Annotated in this window: 18 protein-coding genes; 15 read left to right on the top strand and 3 right to left on the bottom strand. The window is 69.3% G+C overall.

The genetic code is table 11. The annotated features are described in order from the left end of the window. Window positions 1–522: a 2-oxo-4-hydroxy-4-carboxy-5-ureidoimidazoline decarboxylase gene (gene uraD / locus DFR72_RS06325; RefSeq protein ID WP_256239400.1), complete on the bottom strand. Its 522-nt coding sequence runs from the start codon at window positions 520–522 to the stop codon at window positions 1–3. A gap of 97 nt (window positions 523–619) precedes the next feature. Here uraD and DFR72_RS06320 point away from each other — a divergent pair, with 97 nt between their 5' ends. The 14 genes from DFR72_RS06320 to DFR72_RS06255 all read left to right on the top strand — a co-directional run bounded on the left by DFR72_RS06320 (window position 620) and on the right by DFR72_RS06255 (window position 17,479). Continuing rightward, on the top strand, window positions 620–1,366 hold the full coding sequence (locus DFR72_RS06320) for a hydroxypyruvate isomerase family protein (RefSeq protein ID WP_090066416.1): 747 nt from the start codon (window positions 620–622) through the stop codon (window positions 1,364–1,366). Next, window positions 1,363–2,235 (top strand): NAD(P)-dependent oxidoreductase, encoded by an 873-nt coding sequence (locus DFR72_RS06315; RefSeq protein WP_090066415.1) that lies wholly within the window; start codon window positions 1,363–1,365, stop codon window positions 2,233–2,235. Before DFR72_RS06320 ends, DFR72_RS06315 begins: the two co-directional genes overlap by 4 nt. 3 nt (window positions 2,236–2,238) lie before the next feature. Further along, the gene (gene gcl / locus DFR72_RS06310) at window positions 2,239–3,939 is read left to right on the top strand and encodes a glyoxylate carboligase (protein WP_090066414.1); all 1,701 of its coding nucleotides are present in this window, start codon (window positions 2,239–2,241) and stop codon (window positions 3,937–3,939) included. Then, window positions 3,936–4,940, top strand: a complete 1,005-nt coding sequence (locus tag DFR72_RS06305; RefSeq protein ID WP_211335350.1) for a glycerate kinase family protein — start codon at window positions 3,936–3,938, stop codon at window positions 4,938–4,940. Before gcl ends, DFR72_RS06305 begins: the two co-directional genes overlap by 4 nt. A gap of 5 nt (window positions 4,941–4,945) precedes the next feature. Next, window positions 4,946–6,235 carry an allantoinase AllB gene (gene allB / locus DFR72_RS06300; RefSeq protein ID WP_090066412.1) on the top strand — a complete coding sequence of 430 codons (1,290 nt, stop codon included), beginning with the start codon at window positions 4,946–4,948 and terminating at the stop codon, window positions 6,233–6,235. After that, entirely contained in the window at window positions 6,232–7,224 is a 993-nt protein-coding gene (gene alc, locus DFR72_RS06295; protein WP_090066411.1) for an allantoicase, read from the top strand. The genes allB and alc overlap by 4 nt, the downstream gene beginning before the upstream one ends. Window positions 7,225–7,337: 113 nt before the next feature. Next, the gene (locus DFR72_RS06290; protein ID WP_090066410.1) at window positions 7,338–8,873 is read left to right on the top strand and encodes an alpha/beta hydrolase; all 1,536 of its coding nucleotides are present in this window, start codon (window positions 7,338–7,340) and stop codon (window positions 8,871–8,873) included. A gap of 281 nt (window positions 8,874–9,154) precedes the next feature. Beyond that, entirely contained in the window at window positions 9,155–10,498 is a 1,344-nt protein-coding gene (locus tag DFR72_RS06285; RefSeq protein WP_090066757.1) for an ammonium transporter, read from the top strand. Further along, window positions 10,495–10,833, top strand: a complete 339-nt coding sequence (locus DFR72_RS06280; protein WP_089917583.1) for a P-II family nitrogen regulator — start codon at window positions 10,495–10,497, stop codon at window positions 10,831–10,833. Before DFR72_RS06285 ends, DFR72_RS06280 begins: the two co-directional genes overlap by 4 nt. A 126-nt stretch (window positions 10,834–10,959) precedes the next feature. Next, window positions 10,960–13,284 (top strand): [protein-PII] uridylyltransferase, encoded by a 2,325-nt coding sequence (locus DFR72_RS06275; protein ID WP_090066409.1) that lies wholly within the window; start codon window positions 10,960–10,962, stop codon window positions 13,282–13,284. A gap of 373 nt (window positions 13,285–13,657) precedes the next feature. After that, the gene (locus DFR72_RS06270; protein WP_090066408.1) at window positions 13,658–14,218 is read left to right on the top strand and encodes an AAA family ATPase; all 561 of its coding nucleotides are present in this window, start codon (window positions 13,658–13,660) and stop codon (window positions 14,216–14,218) included. Further along, a complete protein-coding gene (locus DFR72_RS06265) occupies window positions 14,215–14,829 on the top strand; it encodes an HAD family hydrolase (RefSeq protein ID WP_090066407.1) in 615 nt (204 codons plus the stop codon). Before DFR72_RS06270 ends, DFR72_RS06265 begins: the two co-directional genes overlap by 4 nt. 26 nt (window positions 14,830–14,855) lie before the next feature. Next, window positions 14,856–16,421, top strand: coding sequence for a signal recognition particle protein (ffh, locus tag DFR72_RS06260; RefSeq protein ID WP_090066406.1), 1,566 nt, complete (start codon window positions 14,856–14,858; stop codon window positions 16,419–16,421). Window positions 16,422–16,423: 2 nt separating this feature from the next. Next, window positions 16,424–17,479, top strand: coding sequence for an amidohydrolase family protein (locus DFR72_RS06255; protein ID WP_090066756.1), 1,056 nt, complete (start codon window positions 16,424–16,426; stop codon window positions 17,477–17,479). Here the strand turns inward: DFR72_RS06255 and DFR72_RS06250 are convergent. After that, entirely contained in the window at window positions 17,476–17,952 is a 477-nt protein-coding gene (locus tag DFR72_RS06250) for a carboxymuconolactone decarboxylase family protein (protein ID WP_090066755.1), read from the bottom strand. The two genes, DFR72_RS06255 and DFR72_RS06250, sit on opposite strands and share 4 nt — an antisense overlap. Window positions 17,953–18,066: 114 nt before the next feature. Here DFR72_RS06250 and DFR72_RS06245 point away from each other — a divergent pair, with 114 nt between their 5' ends. After that, window positions 18,067–18,942: an RNA polymerase sigma-70 factor gene (locus DFR72_RS06245; RefSeq protein WP_090066405.1), complete on the top strand. Its 876-nt coding sequence runs from the start codon at window positions 18,067–18,069 to the stop codon at window positions 18,940–18,942. Here DFR72_RS06245 and DFR72_RS06240 read toward each other — a convergent pair whose 3' ends face one another. Then, window positions 18,943–19,281, bottom strand: a complete 339-nt coding sequence (locus tag DFR72_RS06240; protein ID WP_090066404.1) for an HIT domain-containing protein — start codon at window positions 19,279–19,281, stop codon at window positions 18,943–18,945. Window positions 19,282–19,517 lie beyond the last annotated feature (236 nt).

The raw sequence follows: 19,517 nt of genomic DNA, 5'->3' as shown, positions 1-19,517 counted from the left end.
TCAGCTCCCGATCAGCTTCTGCAGCCGCAAGGCGGCGATCTTCGCGAGTTCGTCGTTGACGACGCGGAGCTCGACGTCCGGCGGGTTGTCCATCCGGGAGGACAGGTCGCCGAGCATCTCCGCACCGCTCAGGCCGGTCGCGCACACCAGGTAGATGTGCCCGAACCGATCCTCGTACGCGGCGTTGGCGGCCGCCAGGCGATCAGCCTGGGAGGCGTCCACACCGGACTGTTCGGACCGCGACCACCTCGCCGACACCCCACCTGTCTTCTGCCGTTCGCCGATGCGCGGGTGCCCGGCGATGGCGCCGAGCACCTCCTCGTCGGAAAGTCCTTGTGCGGCAACCGAAGAAGCCGCGAGGAGTGCATCCACCGACGCGTAGGGCCTGCCCGCCACCACCGCGTCGATCCAGCGGGGTACCGCGAGGCACTCGGTGAGCAGAGGACGCAGTTCGGCCTCCGGGGCGCTGTTGAAGCTGTCCACGGCTCTCCAAGTTTCTGTATCGCGGAATCTAACTTCCACATTCTTGACCCGAGCCGAGCGAGATGTCTAGTGTCTCCATAGAGCGAAATCCAACTTCCGCAATGTGGAATCTTCCGCTGGGAAGGAACAGCCCAAGATGTTCGACGCAAACCTGTCCATGCTCTTCACCGAGCTGCCGCTGCTGGAGCGTCCGGCCGCGGCACGCGCCGCCGGGTTCGACGCGGTCGAGATCTGGTGGCCGTTCGCGGACGCCGTACCCGAGACGCGGGAGATCGAGGCGTTCGAAGGCGCCATCGTCGACGCGCAGGTGCGCCTCGTGGGCCTCAACTTCTACGCGGGCGACATGCCGGCGGGGGACCGCGGCCTCACGAGCTGGCCCGGCCGCGAGACGGAGTTCCGCGCGAACGTCGAGATCACCGCGGCCATCGCGGCCCGCCTCGGCTGCCGCACGCTCAACGCGCTGCACGGCAACTTCGAGACCACCGCGCAGACCGTCTCCAACTACCGCTTCGCCGCCGACGTCGCGGCGCAGGCAGGCGCCCAGCTCGTGATCGAACCGCTGAGCGGCGCGCCGAAGTACCCGATCAAGACCGCCCACCAGGCGTTCGAGCTCATCGACGAGATCGACCGCGGCAACGTGAAGCTGCTCGCGGACCTCTACCACCTCGCCACGAACGGCGACGACCTCGACCTCCTCGCCGACCACGTCGACCGCATCGGTCACGTGCAGATCGCCGACGCTCCCGGACGCGGTGAGCCCGGCACCGGCGAGCTCGACCTCTTCGGGCACCTGCAGAAACTCCGCGCCAACGGCTACACGGGCTTCGTCGGCGCCGAGTACAAGCCCGTCACCCACTCCTTCGCTTGGAGGGACAACGCATGACCCGGCCAAAAGGATCCACTGTCGCTTTCATCGGCCTAGGCATCATGGGCAGCCCGATGGCGGCCCACCTCGTAGCCGCCGGGCACGACGTGACGGGCTTCGACCTCAGCCCGGCCTCTCTCGACAAGCTCGTCGCCGACGGCGGCAAGGCGGCCGCGTCCGCGCAGGAAGCGGTGAGCGGCGCCGAGGTCGTCATCACGATGCTGCCGAACCACCCGCAGGTCGAGGCGGTGATCGACGAGGTCGCGTTCGACGACGGCACGTTGCTGATCGACATGAGCACGATCCGCCCGTCCACGTCGATCGAGATCGCACGCAAGCTCTCGAACGTCCGGGTGCTCGACGCGCCCGTGTCAGGTGGCCAGACCGGTGCTGTGCAGGCCTCGCTCAGCATCATGGTCGGCGGCAACGAGGCCGACTTCGCCGCGGCCAGGCCGTTCCTGGAGGTCGTCGGCAAGACGATCGTCCACGTCGGACCGCACGGCGCCGGCCAGGTCGTGAAGGCCGCGAACCAGCTGATGGTCGGCGGCATCTACGCCCTCGTGGCGGAGTCGATCGTGCTGCTGGAGGCGTCCGGCGTCGACCCGAAGGCGGGCCTGGACGTGCTCGCCGGTGGTCTCGCCGCGAACCGGATCCTCGACCTCAAGCGCGAGTCGATGATCGCGCGCGAGTTCCAGCCGGGCTTCCGGATCGACCTGCACCACAAGGACATGGGCATCGCACTGGACGCGGCACGCGCCGCCGACGTCTCGCTGCCGGTCACCAACCAGATCGCCGCACTGGTCGCGGCGGCACGCGCGCAGGGGTACGGGTCGCTCGACCACTCCGCGCTGCTCAAGGTCATCGAGAACTTCGCGGGAAGGTCGTAGACAATGCCGAAGATCCCAGTCATGCAAGCGGTCGTCGAGGTCCTCAAGTCCGAGGGCATCGACACCGTGTTCGGCTGCCCCGGCGCCGCGATCCTCCCGCTGTACAAGGCGATGGAGCAGGACGGCGGCATCGAGCACCTCATCGTGCGGCACGAGGAGGGCGCGACGCACATGGCCGACGGCTGGTCGCGCACGACCGGCAACGTCGGTGTCGCGATCGGCACCTCGGGCCCGGCCGGCACGAACATGATCACCGGCCTCTACACCGCGCAGGCCGACTCCGTGCCGATCCTGTGCATCACCGGCCAGGCCGCGGTCTCCAAGCTGCACCAGGAGGCGTTCCAGGCCGTCGACATCGTCTCGATCGCCGCGCCCGTCACGAAGTGGGCGGTGCAGGTCAAGGAAGCCGCGCAGATGCCGTGGATCTTCCGCGAGGCGTTCCGGATCGCCCGCTCCGGCCGTCCCGGCCCGGTCCTGATCGACCTGCCGATCGACGTGCAGAAGCAGGAGATCGAGTGGGACTCGAGCATCGACGAACCGTTGCCCGTCCCGAGGAGCGTGCCGTCCGAAGCACGGGTCGACCGCGCGCTGGAGATGCTGCTGGCCGCCGAACGCCCACTGCTGCTCGCCGGTGGCGGTGTCATCCTCGGCGAGGCGTCCGCCGAACTGCTGGACCTGGCCGAGTTCCTGCAGATCCCGGTCCAGGCCACGCTGATGGGCAAGGGCGCGATCGACGAGGACCACCCGCTCTACGCGGGTATGACCGGCATCCAGACCTCGCAGCGCTACGGCAACGCGTCGTTCCTGGAGTCGGACCTGGTGCTGGCGCTGGGCGCGCGCTTCGGCGACCGGCACACCGGTGACCTCGCGACCTACCGCGGCGACCGCAAGTTCATCCACGTTGACGTCGAGCCGACGCAGATCGGCAAGGTGTTCGGGCCGGACCTCGGGATCGTCGCGGACACCAAGCTGTTCCTGCAGGCGTTGCTGGAGAAGGCGAAAGCACGGGGACCGCGTGCGGCCGGCGAGTGGGTCGACCGCTGCCAGGAGCTCAAGCGGACCCTGTTGCGGCGCGAGGACTTCGACACAGTGCCGGTCAAGGCACCGCGGGTCTTCAAGGAGATCAACGACTTCTACGGCCCCGACACCTACTTCGTCACGGCCATCGGGCTCTACCAGATCTGGTCCGGCCAGCACCAGAAGGCGCACAAGCCGCGGCACTACCAGGTCTGCGGCCAGGCGGGCCCGCTCGGCTGGGAGATCCCGGCGGCGATCGGCGTGAAGAAGGCACGGCCGGACGCCGAGGTCGTGGGCATCGTCGGCGACTACTCGTTCCAGTTCCTGGTCGAGGAACTCGCGGTCGGCGCCCAGTACGACGTGCCGTTCGTGCTGATCATGCTGAACAACGAGTACCTCGGGCTGATCAGGATGGCCGAGGACCACGGTGGCTACGACATGAAGTACGAGGTCGACATCCACTACGACACGAGCGGCTCGGACAACGTGAAGATCATGGAGGCCTACGGCTGCTCCGGCATCCGGGTCGCCGATCCGAGCGAGATCCGCGGCTCGCTGGAGTGGGCGCGCAAGGAGGCCGACAGGACGTCGCGGCCGGTGCTCGTGGAGATCATGATCGAGCGCGAGGGCAACACCGCGAACGGCACGTCGATCGCCGCGATGAAGGAATTCGAGCCGCTGCCGTGAGTCGGGTGATCGTCGCGCCGGACAAGTTCAAGGGATCGCTCACCGCCCCGCAGGTCGCTGCCGCCGTCGCGCGCGGCCTGCGGGAGGCGGTCCCGGACGTGGACGTGCGCCTCCTCCCGGTGGCCGACGGCGGCGACGGCACCGTCGACGCCGCCGTCGCCGCCGGGTTCGTGAAGGTCGGGCGCTGGGTCACCGGGCCGGTCGGCAGGCCCGTGCCCGCGTCGTTCGCGGTCAAGGGCACGACCGCCGTGGTCGAGGTGGCCTCGGCAGCCGGGCTGACGTTGCTGGAACGGCCCGCACCGCTCGACGCCACCAGCTACGGCGTCGGTGAGCTGCTGAAAGCCGCGCTCGACGTCGGCTGCACCACGATCGTGCTCGGGCTGGGCGGCAGCGCGTGCACGGACGGCGGCGCGGGGATGCTGGAGGCGCTGGGCAAGGCGTCGTTCGAGGGCGTCGACCTCGTGCTGGCCTCGGACGTGGACAACCCGTTGCTCGGGCCTTCCGGCGCGGCGGCGGTCTACGGGCCGCAGAAGGGGGCTTCCCCCGAGCAGGTGGAGGTCCTCGAAGCGCGGCTCGCCGAGTTCGCCCGGCGCATCGGGCCGGAGTACGCCTCACTGCCCGGAGCGGGTGCGGCCGGCGGGATCGGGTTCGCCGCTCTCGCGGTGCTGGGCGCGCGGTTCCGGCCGGGCATCGAGGTCGTGCTGGAACTGGCCGGGTTCGCCGAGGCCGTCGCCGGCGCGTCGCTGGTGATCACGGGCGAGGGTTCGCTGGACGAGCAGACCCGGCACGGCAAGGCGCCGTACGGGGTGGTCAGGGCCTCGGGCGCGGTGCCGGTGGTCGCGGTGGCGGGCCAGTGCTCGGTCGAGCCCGGCGACCTGGGGCTCAAGGCGGCCTACGCGCTGCTGGACGTCGAACCGGACGTCACGCGGTGCATGGCCCAGGCCGATTCACTGCTGGGAGTTCTCGGCGGTCGCATCGCCCGCGAGTGGGTGTCAGAGTGAGTGCCATGGACCTGGTCTTCCGCGCCCGCAGGGTCGTGACCCCGCAGGGCGAGATCGCGTGCGACGTCGGTGTCGTCGACGGCCGGATCGTCGCCGTCGAGCCCCGCATCGACTCACCGAACGTCGTGCACCTCGCGGACGACGAGGTGCTGCTGCCAGGCCTGGTCGACACGCACGTGCACGTCAACGACCCCGGCCGCAGCGAGTGGGAGGGCTTCGAGACCGCCACGAGGGCCGCGGCCGCCGGTGGTGTCACGACGATCATCGACATGCCGCTCAACAGCATCCCGCCGACGGTCGAGGTGGCGGCGCTGGAGATCAAGCGCAAGGCCGCGGCGAACGTCTCGGTGGACGTCGGGTTCTGGGGCGGCATCGTCCCCGGTAACCTCGCGGACCTCAAGCCGTTGCACGAGGCCGGTGTCTTCGGCTTCAAGTGCTTCCTGCTGCATTCGGGCGTGGACGAGTTCCCGGCCGTGACGACCGGTGAACTCGAAGTGGCACTCAGGCAGTTGGCCACGCTCGACGCGTTGACGATCGTGCACGCCGAAGACGCGCACACGGTTCGTGACTCCGAACCGGACTACGCGGGCTTCCTGGCGTCACGGCCGCGCGAGGCCGAGAACAAGGCGATCAGCGACGTCGTGGCGTTGACCCGCAGGACCGGCGCGCGCACGCACGTCCTGCACCTCTCGTCGTCGGGCGCGCTCTCGATCTTGGAAGCCGCCAAACGCGAGAGCCTGCGGATCACCGCCGAGACCTGCCCGCACTACCTGACGTTCACCGCCGAGGAGATCCACGACGGGCAGACGGAGTTCAAGTGCTGCCCGCCGATCCGCGAGGCGGAGAACCGCGAGGCGTTGTGGCAGGGCCTGCGCGACGGCGTGATCGACCTGGTCGTCAGCGACCACTCGCCGAGCACGGTGGAGCTCAAGGAAGGCGACTTCGCGACGGCGTGGGGTGGCATCGCCTCGCTGCAACTCGGTCTGCCGGCGGTGTGGACGGGTGCACGGGAGCGCGGCTTCCACCTGACCGACGTCGTCCGCTGGATGTCGGCGCACCCCGCGCGCCAGGTCGGGCTGGAGACCAAGGGCGCCATCGAGGCCGGCAAGGACGCGGACCTCGTGGTGTTCGCACCGGACGAGACGTTCGTGGTGGACAAGGACAAGCTCCACCACCGCAACCCCGTCACGCCCTACCACGGTCGCACGCTGCACGGTGTCGTGCGGCAGACGTGGTTGCGTGGCAAGGAGATCAGTACAACGCAAGGCAAGTTGCTCAGACGAGGAGAAGCATGACCGAGTGGACCCGGCTTCCCGATCTCGCCTCGCGCGCGGTCGGTGGTGGTGTGGTGTGGGCGAACGACGAGCTGTTCGCCGAGCGGGAGAACCTGATCAAGCCCGCCGAGCCGGTCTACCAGACCTACACCTTCGGTCACAAAGGCCAGGTGTACGACGGCTGGGAGACGCGCCGCCGCCGTGAGGCGGGCGTGGACCAGGCGGTGGTCAGGCTCGGCATGCCCGGTGTCGTGCGCGGGATCGTCGTCGACACGGCGTTCTTCAAGGGCAACTACCCGCCGTTCTGCTGGGTCGAGGGTGCGCAGGTCGATGGTCATCCAAATGCCGACGAGATCACCGAGTGGTTCCCTCTCGTCGAACGGACCGCGCTGAAGGGCGACGAGAAGCACTTCTTCGACGTCACCGAAGGACGCCGCGTCACGCACGTACGCCTGACCATCGACCCGGACGGCGGCGTCGCCCGGTTGCGCGTGCACGGCGAACCGCTCGCCGACCCGCGTCTGCTCGTGGGTGGCATCGACCTCGCCGCGCTGGAGAACGGCGCGGTCGTCACCGGCTGCAGCAACATGTTCTACAGCTCGCCCAACAACCTCATCGCCCCTGGTCAGGCCACGGTCATGGGGGAGGGCTGGGAGACCGCGCGCCGCCGTGACGACGGCAACGACTGGGTGTCGCTCCGGCTCGCCGCCCCCGGCGTCGTGCAGCTCGTCGAGCTCGACACCAGCCACTTCAAGGGCAACGCGCCGGGCTGGGCGTCCGTCCGCGGCTGCGACGAGCGCGACGACCCCGACGCGTGGTTCGACCTGCTCCCGCGCACCCGGCTGCAGCCCGACACGCGGCACCGGTTCGTCGTGAACGCGACCGAGGCGACGGCCGTCCGCCTCGACATCTACCCGGACGGAGGAATGGCACGCCTCCGAATCCTCGGCACCCTTACGAGCGAAGGCGTATCACACCTTCAGGCGAAGTGGGCCAAAACGACTAACTGACGGTGGTTGTACGACCACGGTCTGATTCGTGTCCCTACCTAGGTTGGTTGTCTGCGTCACACGATCGGTGGAAGCGTTCCTCCCGCAAGATCGGGGATCTAGGGAGGAAATCCATGCAACCGATGGTGCGCGCCTTTGGCGCCGCGATCGCCAGTTCTGCATTGGTTCTAGGTGCGAGTCAGGTCGCGATCGCGGCTCCGGAAGGGCAGCCGGAGTTCAACGTCGGCGCGGTCGACTGGAAGCCGTGTGAAGAGGTGCCGACGGTGGAGTGCGGCTTCCTCGAACTGCCCATCGACTACGCCAAGCCGAACGGTGAGAAGTTCCAGCTCGCCGTGTCACGCCGCAAGGCGAACGACCCGTCCCAGCGCATCGGCGCGATGGTGATCAACCCCGGTGGACCGGGTGGTTCGGGCGTCGACTTCTCGTTCGGCGCCGACAGGTACTTCAGCAAGGAGATCGTCGACAAGTTCGACGTCATCGGGTTCGACCCGCGTGGTGTCGCGCGCAGTGCGCCGATCAAGTGCTCGGCGGAGGTGCTGCAGAGGCAGCCGTCGGTGTACCCGAAGACCAGGGCCGAGTTCGACGCGCTGGTCACCTACAACAAGGAGCTGCGCGCGGACTGCGAGAAGCAGAGCGGCCCGATCTTCAACAACGCCTCGACCGACGAGGTGGCGCAGGACATCGACGCCATCCGCCGCGCGCTGGGCGAGAAGAAGATCAACTACTACGGCATCTCGTACGGCACGATCATGGGCCAGCACTACGCGGAGAAGTTCGGCCGCAACATCCGCGCCATGATCATCGACTCCAACATGGACCACAGCCTCGGCACGAAGCAGTTCCTCGACTCCGAGGCGCGCACCGCCGAGGACTCGTTCAACGAGTGGATCAAGTGGAACGACCGGGACGCGTCGTCGCCGTTCCACGGCCAGGACCTCCGCAAGATCTGGAAGGACCTGCTGGCGAAGGCGGAACGCGGCGAGGTGCCCGCACCCTGGGACCCGAACGCCAAGCTGACGCCGGAGGACCTCGGCGGCGGTGTGGTCAGCATGGCCTACGGGCCGAGCTGGAAGGGTTTCGCCGACCAGATCAAGCAGATCATCGACGGCACCCAGGCCCCGAAGGCGGCCTTCTCGGCGTTCGCCGCCGAGGAGACGTTCGACAACCCGTTCCCCGGCATCTTCTGCAACGACTACAACCTCCGCGTCAGCTCGTGGGGCGAGTACCAGTCGCTGGTGAAGTCGGAGTACCGGATCGCGCCGAACACGCGTGGCTCCTCGCTCGGCCACGGCGCCATGATGGGCTGCGTCGGGTTCCCGAAGGCCACGAACCCGCAGCACCCGCTGAAGATCAAGAACTCGCCGAAGATCCTGCTCACCAACGCCAAGCACGACCCGGCGACGGCGTACGAGTGGGCGGTCAACGCGCACCGTCAGTCCCGTGACACCACCGTCTTCGTGACCTACGAAGGCTGGGGCCACGGCGTCTACGACCGCAGCGAGTGCACGCTGAAGATCAACAACGAGTACCTCGTCTCGCTGAAGCTGCCGCGCAACGGCACCTCGTGTGCCGCTGTCGAGCCGCCGGCCGAGGCGTCGATCATGTCCGCGAAGCCGCGGGTCCCGGCGGGCCCGTTCTCGGTCCGCTAAAAGCCGATCAGTCGCGATGCCCCCGGTGTTCGCACCGGGGGCATCGCGGTGTCACGAGCGATCTCCACCGAGGTGTCCCGCATCCCCGGAAAGCAGGAGCCCCGCGTCACTTCTCGTGACCACTTCGACGCCGTGAGGTGGCCGAATCGAGGCCGTGAACGGCGTGAAACGCGGACGTAACAACGTGGGCCCCACAGTTCACCTCCGCGAAACGTTGCACGTAAGTGCGTGAAACAGGACATCTCGATGCTCCCTGCAACCGACGTGCAGTGGAGGTCGAAGTGGATACAGGGGACACCGCCTGGGTGCTCACCAGCGCCGCATTGGTGCTGCTGATGACGCCGGGCCTTGCCTTCTTCTACGGAGGCATGGTCCGTTCGAAGAGCGTGCTCAACATGATGATGATGAGCCTGGGCGCCATGGCCGTGGTCGGTGTCCTGTGGGTGCTGTTCGGGTACTCGACGGCATTCGGTGCGGACCTCGGCGGAGGCCTGCTGGGCAAGCCGTTCGAGTTCTTCGGCCTCGACGGGCTGCTGGCCGCAGACTCGCTGTTCGGCAAGATCCCGAGCACCGTGTTCGTCGCGTTCCAGGCGATGTTCGCGATCATCACGGTCGCGCTGATCTCCGGTGCGATCGCTGACCGCGCCCGCTTCGGCCCGTGGCTGCTGTTCGCCGGCCTGTGGGCGACGATCGTCTACTTCCCGGTCGCGCACTGGGTGTTCGACTTCGACGGCAAGGACGACGCCGGCAACGTCATCGACCCCGGTGGCTGGATCGCCAACAAGCTCCTCGCGATCGACTTCGCCGGTGGTACGGCCGTGCACATCAACGCCGGTGCCGCGGGTCTGGCCCTCGCGATCGTGCTCGGCAAGCGCGTCGGCTGGCCCAAGGAGCCGATGAAGCCGCACAGCCTGCCGCTGGTCGTGCTCGGCGCCGGCCTGCTGTGGTTCGGCTGGTTCGGGTTCAACGCCGGCTCGGCCCTGGGCGCGAACGGCACCGCCGGTGTCACCTTCATCAACACCCTCGTCGCCACCTGCGCCGCGATGCTCGGCTGGCTGCTGACCGAGCGCATCCGCGACGGCAAGGCCACCACGCTCGGTGCCGCGTCCGGTGTCATCGCCGGTCTGGTCGCGATCACCCCGGCCTGTTCCGCGGTCACCCCGGTCGGCGCCATCGCGATCGGCGCGATCACCGGTGTCCTCTGCGCCCTGGCCGTGTCGCTCAAGTACCGCTTCGGCTTCGACGACTCGCTCGACGTCGTCGGCGTGCACCTCGTCGGTGGTCTGTCCGGCACGATCCTGATCGGCCTGTTCGCCAGCGAGTCGGCCCCGGCCAAGGTCAACGGCCTGTTCTACGGTGGCGGCGTCGACCAGCTCTGGCGCCAGGCAGTCGGTGCGTTCGCGGTGCTCGGGTACTCGTTCGTGCTGAGCCTCGCGCTCGGTTACCTGGTGAAGTTCACCGTCGGGTTCCGCGCGTCGGAGGAGTCCGAGGTCGCGAGCATCGACGAGGCCGAGCACGCTGAGCGCGCTTACGAGTACGGCAGCCTCACCAGTGCGCGTGGTACCGGCAAGCCGAGCGTGGCCGCAGGCGCGACCGCGGTCCTCGAGGGGAGCAACAAGAAATGAAGCTGGTCACCGCGATCATCAAGCCGTTCACGCTCGACGACGTGAAGGGCGCCCTGGAACAGCTCGGGGTGCTGGGCATGACGGTCAGTGAAGTGCAGGGCTACGGGCGCCAGAAGGGCCACACCGAGGTCTACCGCGGTGCGGAGTACTCGGTGGACTTCGTGCCCAAGATCAAGATTGAGGTCGTCATCGACGACACGGCCGTCGAGAAGGTGCTGGAAGCGGTGGTCGAGGCCGCCCGCACCGGCAAGATCGGCGACGGCAAGGTGTGGGTGACTTCGGTCGACACGGTCGTGCGCGTGCGCACGGGCGAACGTGGATCGGACGCACTTTAGTGCTGTGACCGCCAACCGTCACCGCGTCTTCCGGCGCTCAGCGGGACACCGCGATGCACCCGTCTGACCGTCGAAATACGAGGTAAAGGCCGACGATCACAGCACTGACAATCTAGGAGACGGCCCGTGGAGAACAACGAAACGGCCGTCGTCACGGCTGACGACCTGGTGCGAGCACGCGAAAGGCTGCTCGTGCCAGGTCGTCGTCGCTTGGCCGCCGAACCGCTGCGCGAGGCACTCGTGGACCTGCACGAGTTCTGGCTGACCAAACATGCGGGGGGAGCGGGGGTATCCGGACCGGGTATCGCGCTCGTGGCGGTCGGCGGGCTGGGGCGGCGTGAGCTCGTGCCCTACTCCGACCTCGACCTGGTCCTGGTGCACAACGGCGTCAAGAACGTCGACGAGATCGCCGAGAAGCTCTGGTATCCACTGTGGAACTCCGGCATCGGGCTCGACCACTCGGTGCGCACCGTGGGGGAAGCTCTGAGGGTCGCCGCCGGTGACCTGAGAACAGCGTTGGGGCTGCTGGACATCCGGCACATCGCGGGTGATCCCGAGGTCACCCAGAAGCTCGCCGAAGGCGCGAAGCAGGCCTGGCGCGGCAACGTCCGCAACCGGCTGGACGAGATGGCCGAGTCGTCGCAGAAGCGCTGGGCGCGCGGCGGCGAGATCGCACACCGCGTCGAACCCGACCTGAAGCACGGTCGCGGGGGACTGCGGGACCTCACACTCCTGGACGCGCTGTCGCTCGCGCAGCTGGTCGACCGGCCCTCCGCCGAGGTCGACGAGGCACGCCGGCTGCTGCTGGACGTGCGCACCGAACTCCGCCGGGTGGCCCGGAAACCTCGTGACGTGCTGCGGGCGCAGGACGGTGACGAGGTGGCGTCGGCCCTGGGGCTGGCGGACCGGTTCGCCTTGGCCCGTTCCCTCTCTTCCGCCGCTCGCACGGTCGTCTACGCGTTCGACGTGGCCATGCGGGCCGCTCGTGCCGCCGCGCCGAAACGCGGGCTCGGGGCGTTCCTCCGCGGGCAACCGCCGCGCAGGCCGCTGGACGAAGGCGTTGTGCTGCACGGTTCTGAGGTCTCGCTCGCCCGTGACGCGATCCCCAGCCGTGATCCGGCGTTGTTGTTGCGTGTCGCGACGGCGGCGGCTCGCAGCAAGCACCCGATCGCGACAGGCACGTTGTCCCGGCTCGCGGACTCGGCGCCGGAGCTGCGCCAGCCGTGGCCGCGCGAGGCCCGCGAGGAGCTGCTGGCGTTGCTGGGCAGCGGAAGCGGACTCGTGGACGTGGTGGAAGCGTTGGACCGCACGGACCTGTGGGGCCGGCTGTTCCCCGAGTGGGGTGCGGTGCGGGACCTGCCGCCGCGCGACGCCGCGCACATGTGGACGGTCGACCGGCACCTCGTGCAGACGGTCGCGCACGCGGCCCGGCTGGCGACGACGGTGGCACGGCCCGACCTGTTGCTGCTCGGCGCGTTGATCCACGACATCGGCAAGGGCCGGCAGCAGGACCACTCCGAGGTCGGGGCCGCGCTGGCGACCCAGATCGGGGAGCGCATCGGGCTGTGGCCGCAGGACGTCGAGACGTTGTCGGCGATGGTCCGGCACCACCTGTTGCTGCCGCACACCGCGACCCGCCGTGACGTCGAGGACGAGGCGACCGTGCACCGGGTGGTGGAGACGCTCGGCGGCGACGCGATCCTGCTGGAACTGCTGCACGCGCTGGCGGAGTCGGACTCCATCGCGACCGGGCCGGGCGTGTGGACGGACTGGAAGGCCGCGCTGATGGCCGACCTGGTCTCCCGTTGCCGCAAGGCGATGGCCGGGGAGGCGCTGCCCAAGCCGGAACCGCTCGACCCCGTGCACGTCGCGATGGCCGAACGCGTTGCGGCGTCGGGGAAACCGGACGTGCTGCTGGAGAAGCAGGACCACGCGGCGGTCGTCACGGTGATCGCGCCGGACCGCCCGGGCCTGCTGTCCAAGGCCGCGGGCGTGCTCGCGTTGAACTCGCTGGAGGTCCACGCGGCGACGTTGCGCGCACACGGCGGTGCGACGGTGGACGCGTTCACGGTGTCACCGCGGTTCGGCTCGCTGCCCGATGCCACCCTGCTGCGCGAACAGCTCTCCCGGGCGATCGAGGGTTCGCTGCCGCTGGCCGACAAGCTCACCGCGAAGGAACGCGACTACGGCGGTCCGCCGCTCGACCCGCCGCCCGCGAAGGTGCTGTGGTTCGACGACGAGGCGACCGGCGCGGTGGTGCTGGAACTGCGCGCCGCCGACCGGATCGGGCTGCTGCACCGCGTGGCGGGCGCGCTGGAGCAGTGCGGCGCCGACGTGCAGTGGGCGCGCGTGTCCACGCTGGGCGCGACGGTCGTCGACTCGTTCAGCATCGCGGGCGCGGACCTCGACCGGCGCCGGATCGAACAGGCGGTGCTCGACGCGGCCAGGTAGAGGTTGAGTAGCTCTACGCACAACCTCTCCGGGTGCTCACGCTCCTGCACGGCTCCGGAACACGGCAGTGTTCGTGGTGTCCGGAAAGCGTCCTCGAGGGGTGGACCGCTTCCCGGACAGGCAGAGGCGGTGGTGCGCAGTGACGGCGCCGGGGGAGGTACCGGGCACTCGCACCGCCGCCGATTCCCTTGTCCGCGCTGCCCTGGTGCCGCACGTCACTGCGTGACGGGGCTGAGCGAGGCCGGGCAGGTCATCGGCCTGGCGACGTTCGCCGACAGCGCCTACCGCTCCGTCGTCTGGCGCCGACCCCGTGCATTTCGGCGGAAATCGGACCAAACTGAACGAGAGGGATGGTCGAAACGTCTTCTAGGACATGACCGCCGTGTTGAACACGCAGATCGCAGTCGTCCGAGTGCAGCCGCGCTCGCTCGTAGTCCTCGCCGGCATTCCCGGCGCGGGCAAGACGACCCTGCTCAACCGCCTCGACGCGGACGAGCCGGTCACCGTGCTCGACTCCGACCAGGTGCGCTCGTGGCTGGAGCCGCGCGTCCCGCTCCCGTACAAGTACTGGCGCGTGTTCGTGCACCTCACGCACCGGATGCGCGTCTTCTGGGCGGCACTGTTCTGCGCAGGCCTGCTGGTGGTGCACGAGCCGTCCACGAGGCCCGGCACGCGTTTCATGCTGGTGCTCGCCGGCGTGTTGTCGGGCCGTTCCCGTCACTTCCTGTGGCTCGACGCCTCCGCGGCCCAGGCCCTCGACGGCCAGATCGCCCGCAAGCGCGTCGTGCGCACCCACGCGTTCGAACGCCACGTCCGCCGCGGCTCGTCGATGCGCGCGCAGTTCGAGGCGGGCTGGGTGCCGTTCGGTTTCCGCAGCGTGACGCTCCTCACCCGTGCGAAGACCTCGGGTGGTCTGCGCATCATGGTGTCGTGATCAAGGCCGTCCTCTTCGACTTCGCAGGCACCCTCTTCGGGCGCCCGACCTACCAATGGCTCTCGCCGCGGCACCTCTCGGTGCTGCGCGCGCCGGCGCCGTTCGTGGCGCGGATGAACGCCGCCGAGCGCGCGGTGTGGGACGCCCGCGACCTGACCGCACTGGCGAACCGGTCGGCCCACTGGATCCTGTTCCGCCTCGCGGGGCTGAGTTTCGACGACGAGCTGTTCCAGCGCCTGCACAACCCGGCGTTCTGGCTGCCCTACGCCGACACCGCCGCCGCTCTGGAGGCCGCGAGGCCGTTGAAGGTCGGGGTGCTGAGCAACATTTCGTGGGACATCCGGCGGGTGTTCGCGCGCGAGCAGCTGGTCGTGGACGCCTTCGCGTTGTCCTACGAACTGGGCGTCTCGAAGCCGTCCGCCCGTGCGTTCGAAGCCGCCTGCGTCCGCCTGGACGTCGAGCCGTCCGAGTGCTTGTACGTCGGCGACGACCCGGTGGCGGATGGAGCAGCGGTGGCGGCGGGACTGCGGTTCGCGCAGATCTCCACTGCTCCGGTCGGCCGCCGCGAACCGGTCCTCCTGCAGGCCCTGGCGAGCCACGGGATCGGGTGAACGTTCGGTTAGCTAGTCTGGACGACGTGTTCTCCACGCTTTCCGACCGGCTGACCACGGTTCTCCAGGGCCTTCGGGGCAAGGGCCGGCTCAGCGACGCCGACATCGACGCGACCGCCCGCGAGATCAGGGTCGCCCTGCTCGAGGCCGACGTCGCGCTGCCCGTTGTGCGCAACTTCATCGCGAAGGTGAAGGAGCGCGCCAAGGGCGCCGAGGTCCACCAGGCGCTGAACCCGGCGCAGCAGGTCGTGAAGATCGTCAACGAGGAGCTCGTCAACGTCCTCGGCGGCGAGACGCGGCGGCTCAACCTCGCGAAGAACCCGCCCTCGGTGATCATGCTGGCGGGTCTGCAGGGTGCCGGTAAGACGACGCTCGCGGGCAAGCTGGCCAAGTGGCTCAAGGGCCAGGGCCACACCCCGCTGCTCGTCGCCGCCGACCTGCAGCGCCCGAACGCGGTGACGCAGCTCCAGGTCGTCGGTGAGCGCGCGGGCGTGCCCGTCTTCGCTCCCGAGCCCGGCAACGGCGTCGGCAACCCCGTCGAGGTCTCGCGCCTCGGCATCGCGGAGGCCAAGGCCAAGCAGCACGACATCGTCCTCGTCGACACGGCCGGCCGGCTCGGCGTCGACGAGGAGATGATGCAGCAGGCCATCGACATCCGGGCCGCGGTCAACCCCGACGAGATCCTGTTCGTGGTCGACGCCATGGTCGGTCAGGACGCGATCAACACCGCCACGGCGTTCCGCGACGGCGTCGGCTTCACCGGTGTCGTGCTCACCAAGCTCGACGGTGACGCCCGCGGTGGTGCCGCGCTGTCGGTCCGAGAGGTCACCGGCCAGCCGATCCTCTTCGCGTCCAACGGTGAGAAGCTCGAGGACTTCGACGTCTTCCACCCGGACCGGATGGCGTCGCGCATCCTCGGCATGGGTGACGTCCTCACCCTGATCGAGCAGGCCGAGCAGCACTTCGACCAGGACCAGGCCGAGAAGGCCGCGGCGAAGCTGCACTCCGGCCAGTTGACGCTCGAGGACTTCCTGGAGCAGATGCTCGCGATCCGCAAGATGGGCCCGATCGCGAACCTGCTCGGCATGCTGCCCGGCGCCGGGCAGATGAAGGACCAGCTCGGGATGCTGGACGAGAAGCACCTCGACCGCATCCAGGCGATCATCCGCGGCATGACCCCGGCCGAGCGCGACGACCCCAAGATGATCAACGGGTCCCGCCGGCTGCGCATCGCGAACGGGTCGGGCGTCAAGGTCAGCGACGTCAACGACCTGGTCAACCGCTTCTTCGAGGCCCGCAAGATGATGGCGTCGATGGCCGGCCGGATGGGCTTCGGCGGCGGTGGCGGCAGCAAGACCCGCAAGGGCAAGAAGGGGAAGAAGGGCAAGGGCGGACGCGGCCCGACGCCCCCCAAGGTCAAGGGCGGCTTCCCGCCCGGGATGTTCCCCGGCGGCATGCCCGGCATGCCCCCCGGTGGGATCCCCGGCATGCCTCCCGGCGGCGGTCTGCCGAACCTCGGCGGCCTGAACGAGCTTCCTCCCGGCTTCGACCCGTCGAAGTTCAAGTTCGACGGGGACGACAAGAAGAAGTGACCATGCACCTGCGTGGCGTCGTCCTGCCGGACGGTGAGCCGCGAGACCTGTGGGTCGTGAACGGCCGTGTTCGCACCAAGCCGGTGCCGGGCGCTTCCACCGTGGTCGACGGCGGGTTCCTCGTGCCGGGCCTGGTCGACGCGCACTGCCACGTCGGCCTGGGCCCGCAGGGCGGCGTCGAGCTGCCCGAGGCCGTCGAGCAGGCTCTGACGGACCGCGACGCGGGCACGTTGCTGATCCGCGACTGCGGCTCACCGATCGACACGACGCCGTTGCAGGAGCGCCTGGACCTGCCGCGGATCATCCGCGCGGGCCGGCACATCGCCCGCCCGAAGCGCTACCTCCCGCACATCGGCGTGGAGGTCGAGACCGACCTCGCGACGGCCGTGGCCGAGCAGGCCGCGCACGGCGACGGCTGGGTCAAGCTCGTCGGCGACTGGATCGATCGCGGCGAGGGCGACCTCGCTCCACTGTGGACGGACGACGAGCTGGCCCAGGCCATCAAGGTCGCCCACGACGCCGGTGCGAAGGTCACGGCCCACGTCTTCGGCGAGGACGCGCTGCCGGGCCTGATCAACGCGGGCATCGACTGCATCGAGCACGGCACCGGACTGACCGACGACACGATCTCGCTGATGGCCGCGCGCGGCACCGCGCTGGTGCCCACGCTGATCAACATCGAGACGTTCCCCGGCATCGCGGACCGGGCCGGCAAGTACCCGAAGTACGCGAACCACATGCGTGCCCTGCACGCCCGCGTCTCCACCACGGTGGCGTCCGCGATCGAGGCGGGCGTCCCCGTCTACGCGGGCACCGACGCGGGCGGTGGCATCCAGCACGGCCGCATCGTCGACGAGATCGTCGCGCTGCACGGCGTGGGGATGAGCGCTGTGGACGCCATCGGCGCCGCGTCGTGGGGTGCCCGCGAGTGGCTCGGCTTCCCGTCGCTGACCGAGGGCGCGGCCGCGGACATCGTCGTCTACGACGAGGACCCGCGGGAGAACCTGGAGACTCTCCGGTCGCCGCGCATGGTCATGCTCCGGGGCCGCATCCACTAGGCGTGCTGGGCCAGTGCGCCCACCTGGTACGAGCCGCCCTTCTGGCGCGTGATGACGGCCATCCGGTTGGCGGCGTTGATCAGCCCGAGCAGGCAGACCAGCGCCGCGACCTGCTCGTCGTCGAAGTGCTTGCGCACGTTGTCCCAGGTCTCGTCGCTCACGCCCTCCCGCGTGAGCACGGTGCCCTCCTCGGTGAACGCCAGCGCGGCCTGCTCGGCCTCGGTGAACACCGTGGTCTCGCGCCAGCCGGCGACCAGGTGCAACCGCAGCGGGTCCTCACCGGCCGCGATGGCCTCCTTGACGTGCATGTCGAGGCAGAAGCCGCAGCCGTTCAGCTGGCTCGCCCGCAGGCTGACCAGTTCCGCCGTGGTCGCGGGCAGCGACGTCTGGTGCACGGCCTGCCCGAGACCCGCGAACCGCTTCGCGATCTTGCTGCCGGTCTCGGTGCCGAAGAGGTTGAAACGCGGTTCCATGATCTTTCCTCCCTCGTGGACTTGCTTGACGACCACGAGATGCCGGCGGCCCGTTCCCTGTGACTGTGATCCAGCCCACTGTCACAAAGCCCGGCGGACTGGTGTCTTGTGACCATGGATGCCGCCACCGACGCGTTCGTCAGCCACCGCAACCTCCTCTTCACGATCGCCTACGAGATGCTCGGCTCCGCCGCCGACGCGGAGGACGTGCTGCAGGAGACGTGGCTGCGCTGGTCGGGCGTCGACCACGGCACCGTCGAGAACCACCGCGCCTACCTGGTCCGGATCGTCACCCGCCAGGCCCTCGGCCGCCTGCGCACCCTCGGCCGCCGCAAGGAGTCCTACGTCGGCTCCTGGCTCCCGGAACCGATGCTCACCGCCCCGGACGTCGCCGAGGACGTCGAACTCGCCGACAGCGTCTCGATGGCGATGATGCTGGTCCTCGAAACCCTCACCCCGACCGAACGAGCGGTCTTCGTCCTGCGCGAGGTCTTCGACGTGGACTACGACGAGATCGCGGCAGCACTCGACAAGAACCAGGCCGCCGTCCGCCAGATCGCGCACCGCGCCCGTTCCCACGTGGCCGCCCGCCGCCCGCGCGAGGTCGTGACGCAGGCAGCGTCCCGCGAAGCCCTGGCCGCGTTCCAGCGCGCCACCGAGACGGGAGACCTCCAGGCCCTGCTCGACCTGCTCGCGCCGGACGTCGTGTTCCTCGGAGACGGCGGCGGCGTGAAGCAGGCCGTCCCGCGCCCCGTCGTCGGTTCCTCGAAGGTCGCGCGCATGCTGCTCGGCGGCCTGCTGAAGGTGAGCGGCTGGACGATGGAACCCGCCCAGGTCAACGGCTGCCCGGCGCTGATCGTGCGGTTCGGCGGCGAGCTCGACACGGTGGTCGCGGTGCGGGTGGAGAACGGGCTGATCAGCGGTCTGTACGCGGTGCGCAACCCGGCCAAGCTCTCGCACATGACCGAGGAGACGACCCTGCGCCGTTGATCAGCGGGCGACGAACCGCGCGACCCCCGCGCCGGCCGCGACGTGCCAGTGCAGGTGCTTGTTGTGCTGTTCGTCGCCGACCGTGGTGAGCACCTGGCATCCGCCGTGCAGCGCCACGACCTGCGCCGCCGCCTGCTTCACCGCAGCCAGCAACTCGACGGCCAGCTCGTCGTCCAGTTCCAGCAACGAGGACACGTGCCGGGTGGGGATCACGATCACGTGGTCGGTGCCGAAGCCGGGGATCGGCGGACGGAACGTGAGCGTGTTCGCGGTGCGCGCGAGCACCTCGACCCGCACGGTGCCGGGGATGACGTCGTGGCAGTACCAGTCCGGCCCCATGCCTCGACGATAGCCGCGCGCGGCCTTTGGCCTCGGGGTTTAGTCCCCGCCTTCGCGCGCCGATCCAACCACCAGGAGCAGGACACCCGGCGGGGACCCGATCTGACCATTTTTTGACCAGGTGCTCGACCGGGATTCCGCCGGTGCCGCACAGTAGCCTCGGCTTCTGGGCCGGCGTCGATCGCGAGGTGGGCTGATCATGAGAGTGGCATTGCCTGCTGTTCCACCGCTGGTAG

Origin of the sequence: Lentzea flaviverrucosa, from assembly GCF_003350445.1 — a bacterium.
GTDB lineage: Bacteria > Actinomycetota > Actinomycetes > Mycobacteriales > Pseudonocardiaceae > Lentzea > Lentzea californiensis.
This window is presented reverse-complemented; position numbering and strand designations above follow the sequence as displayed.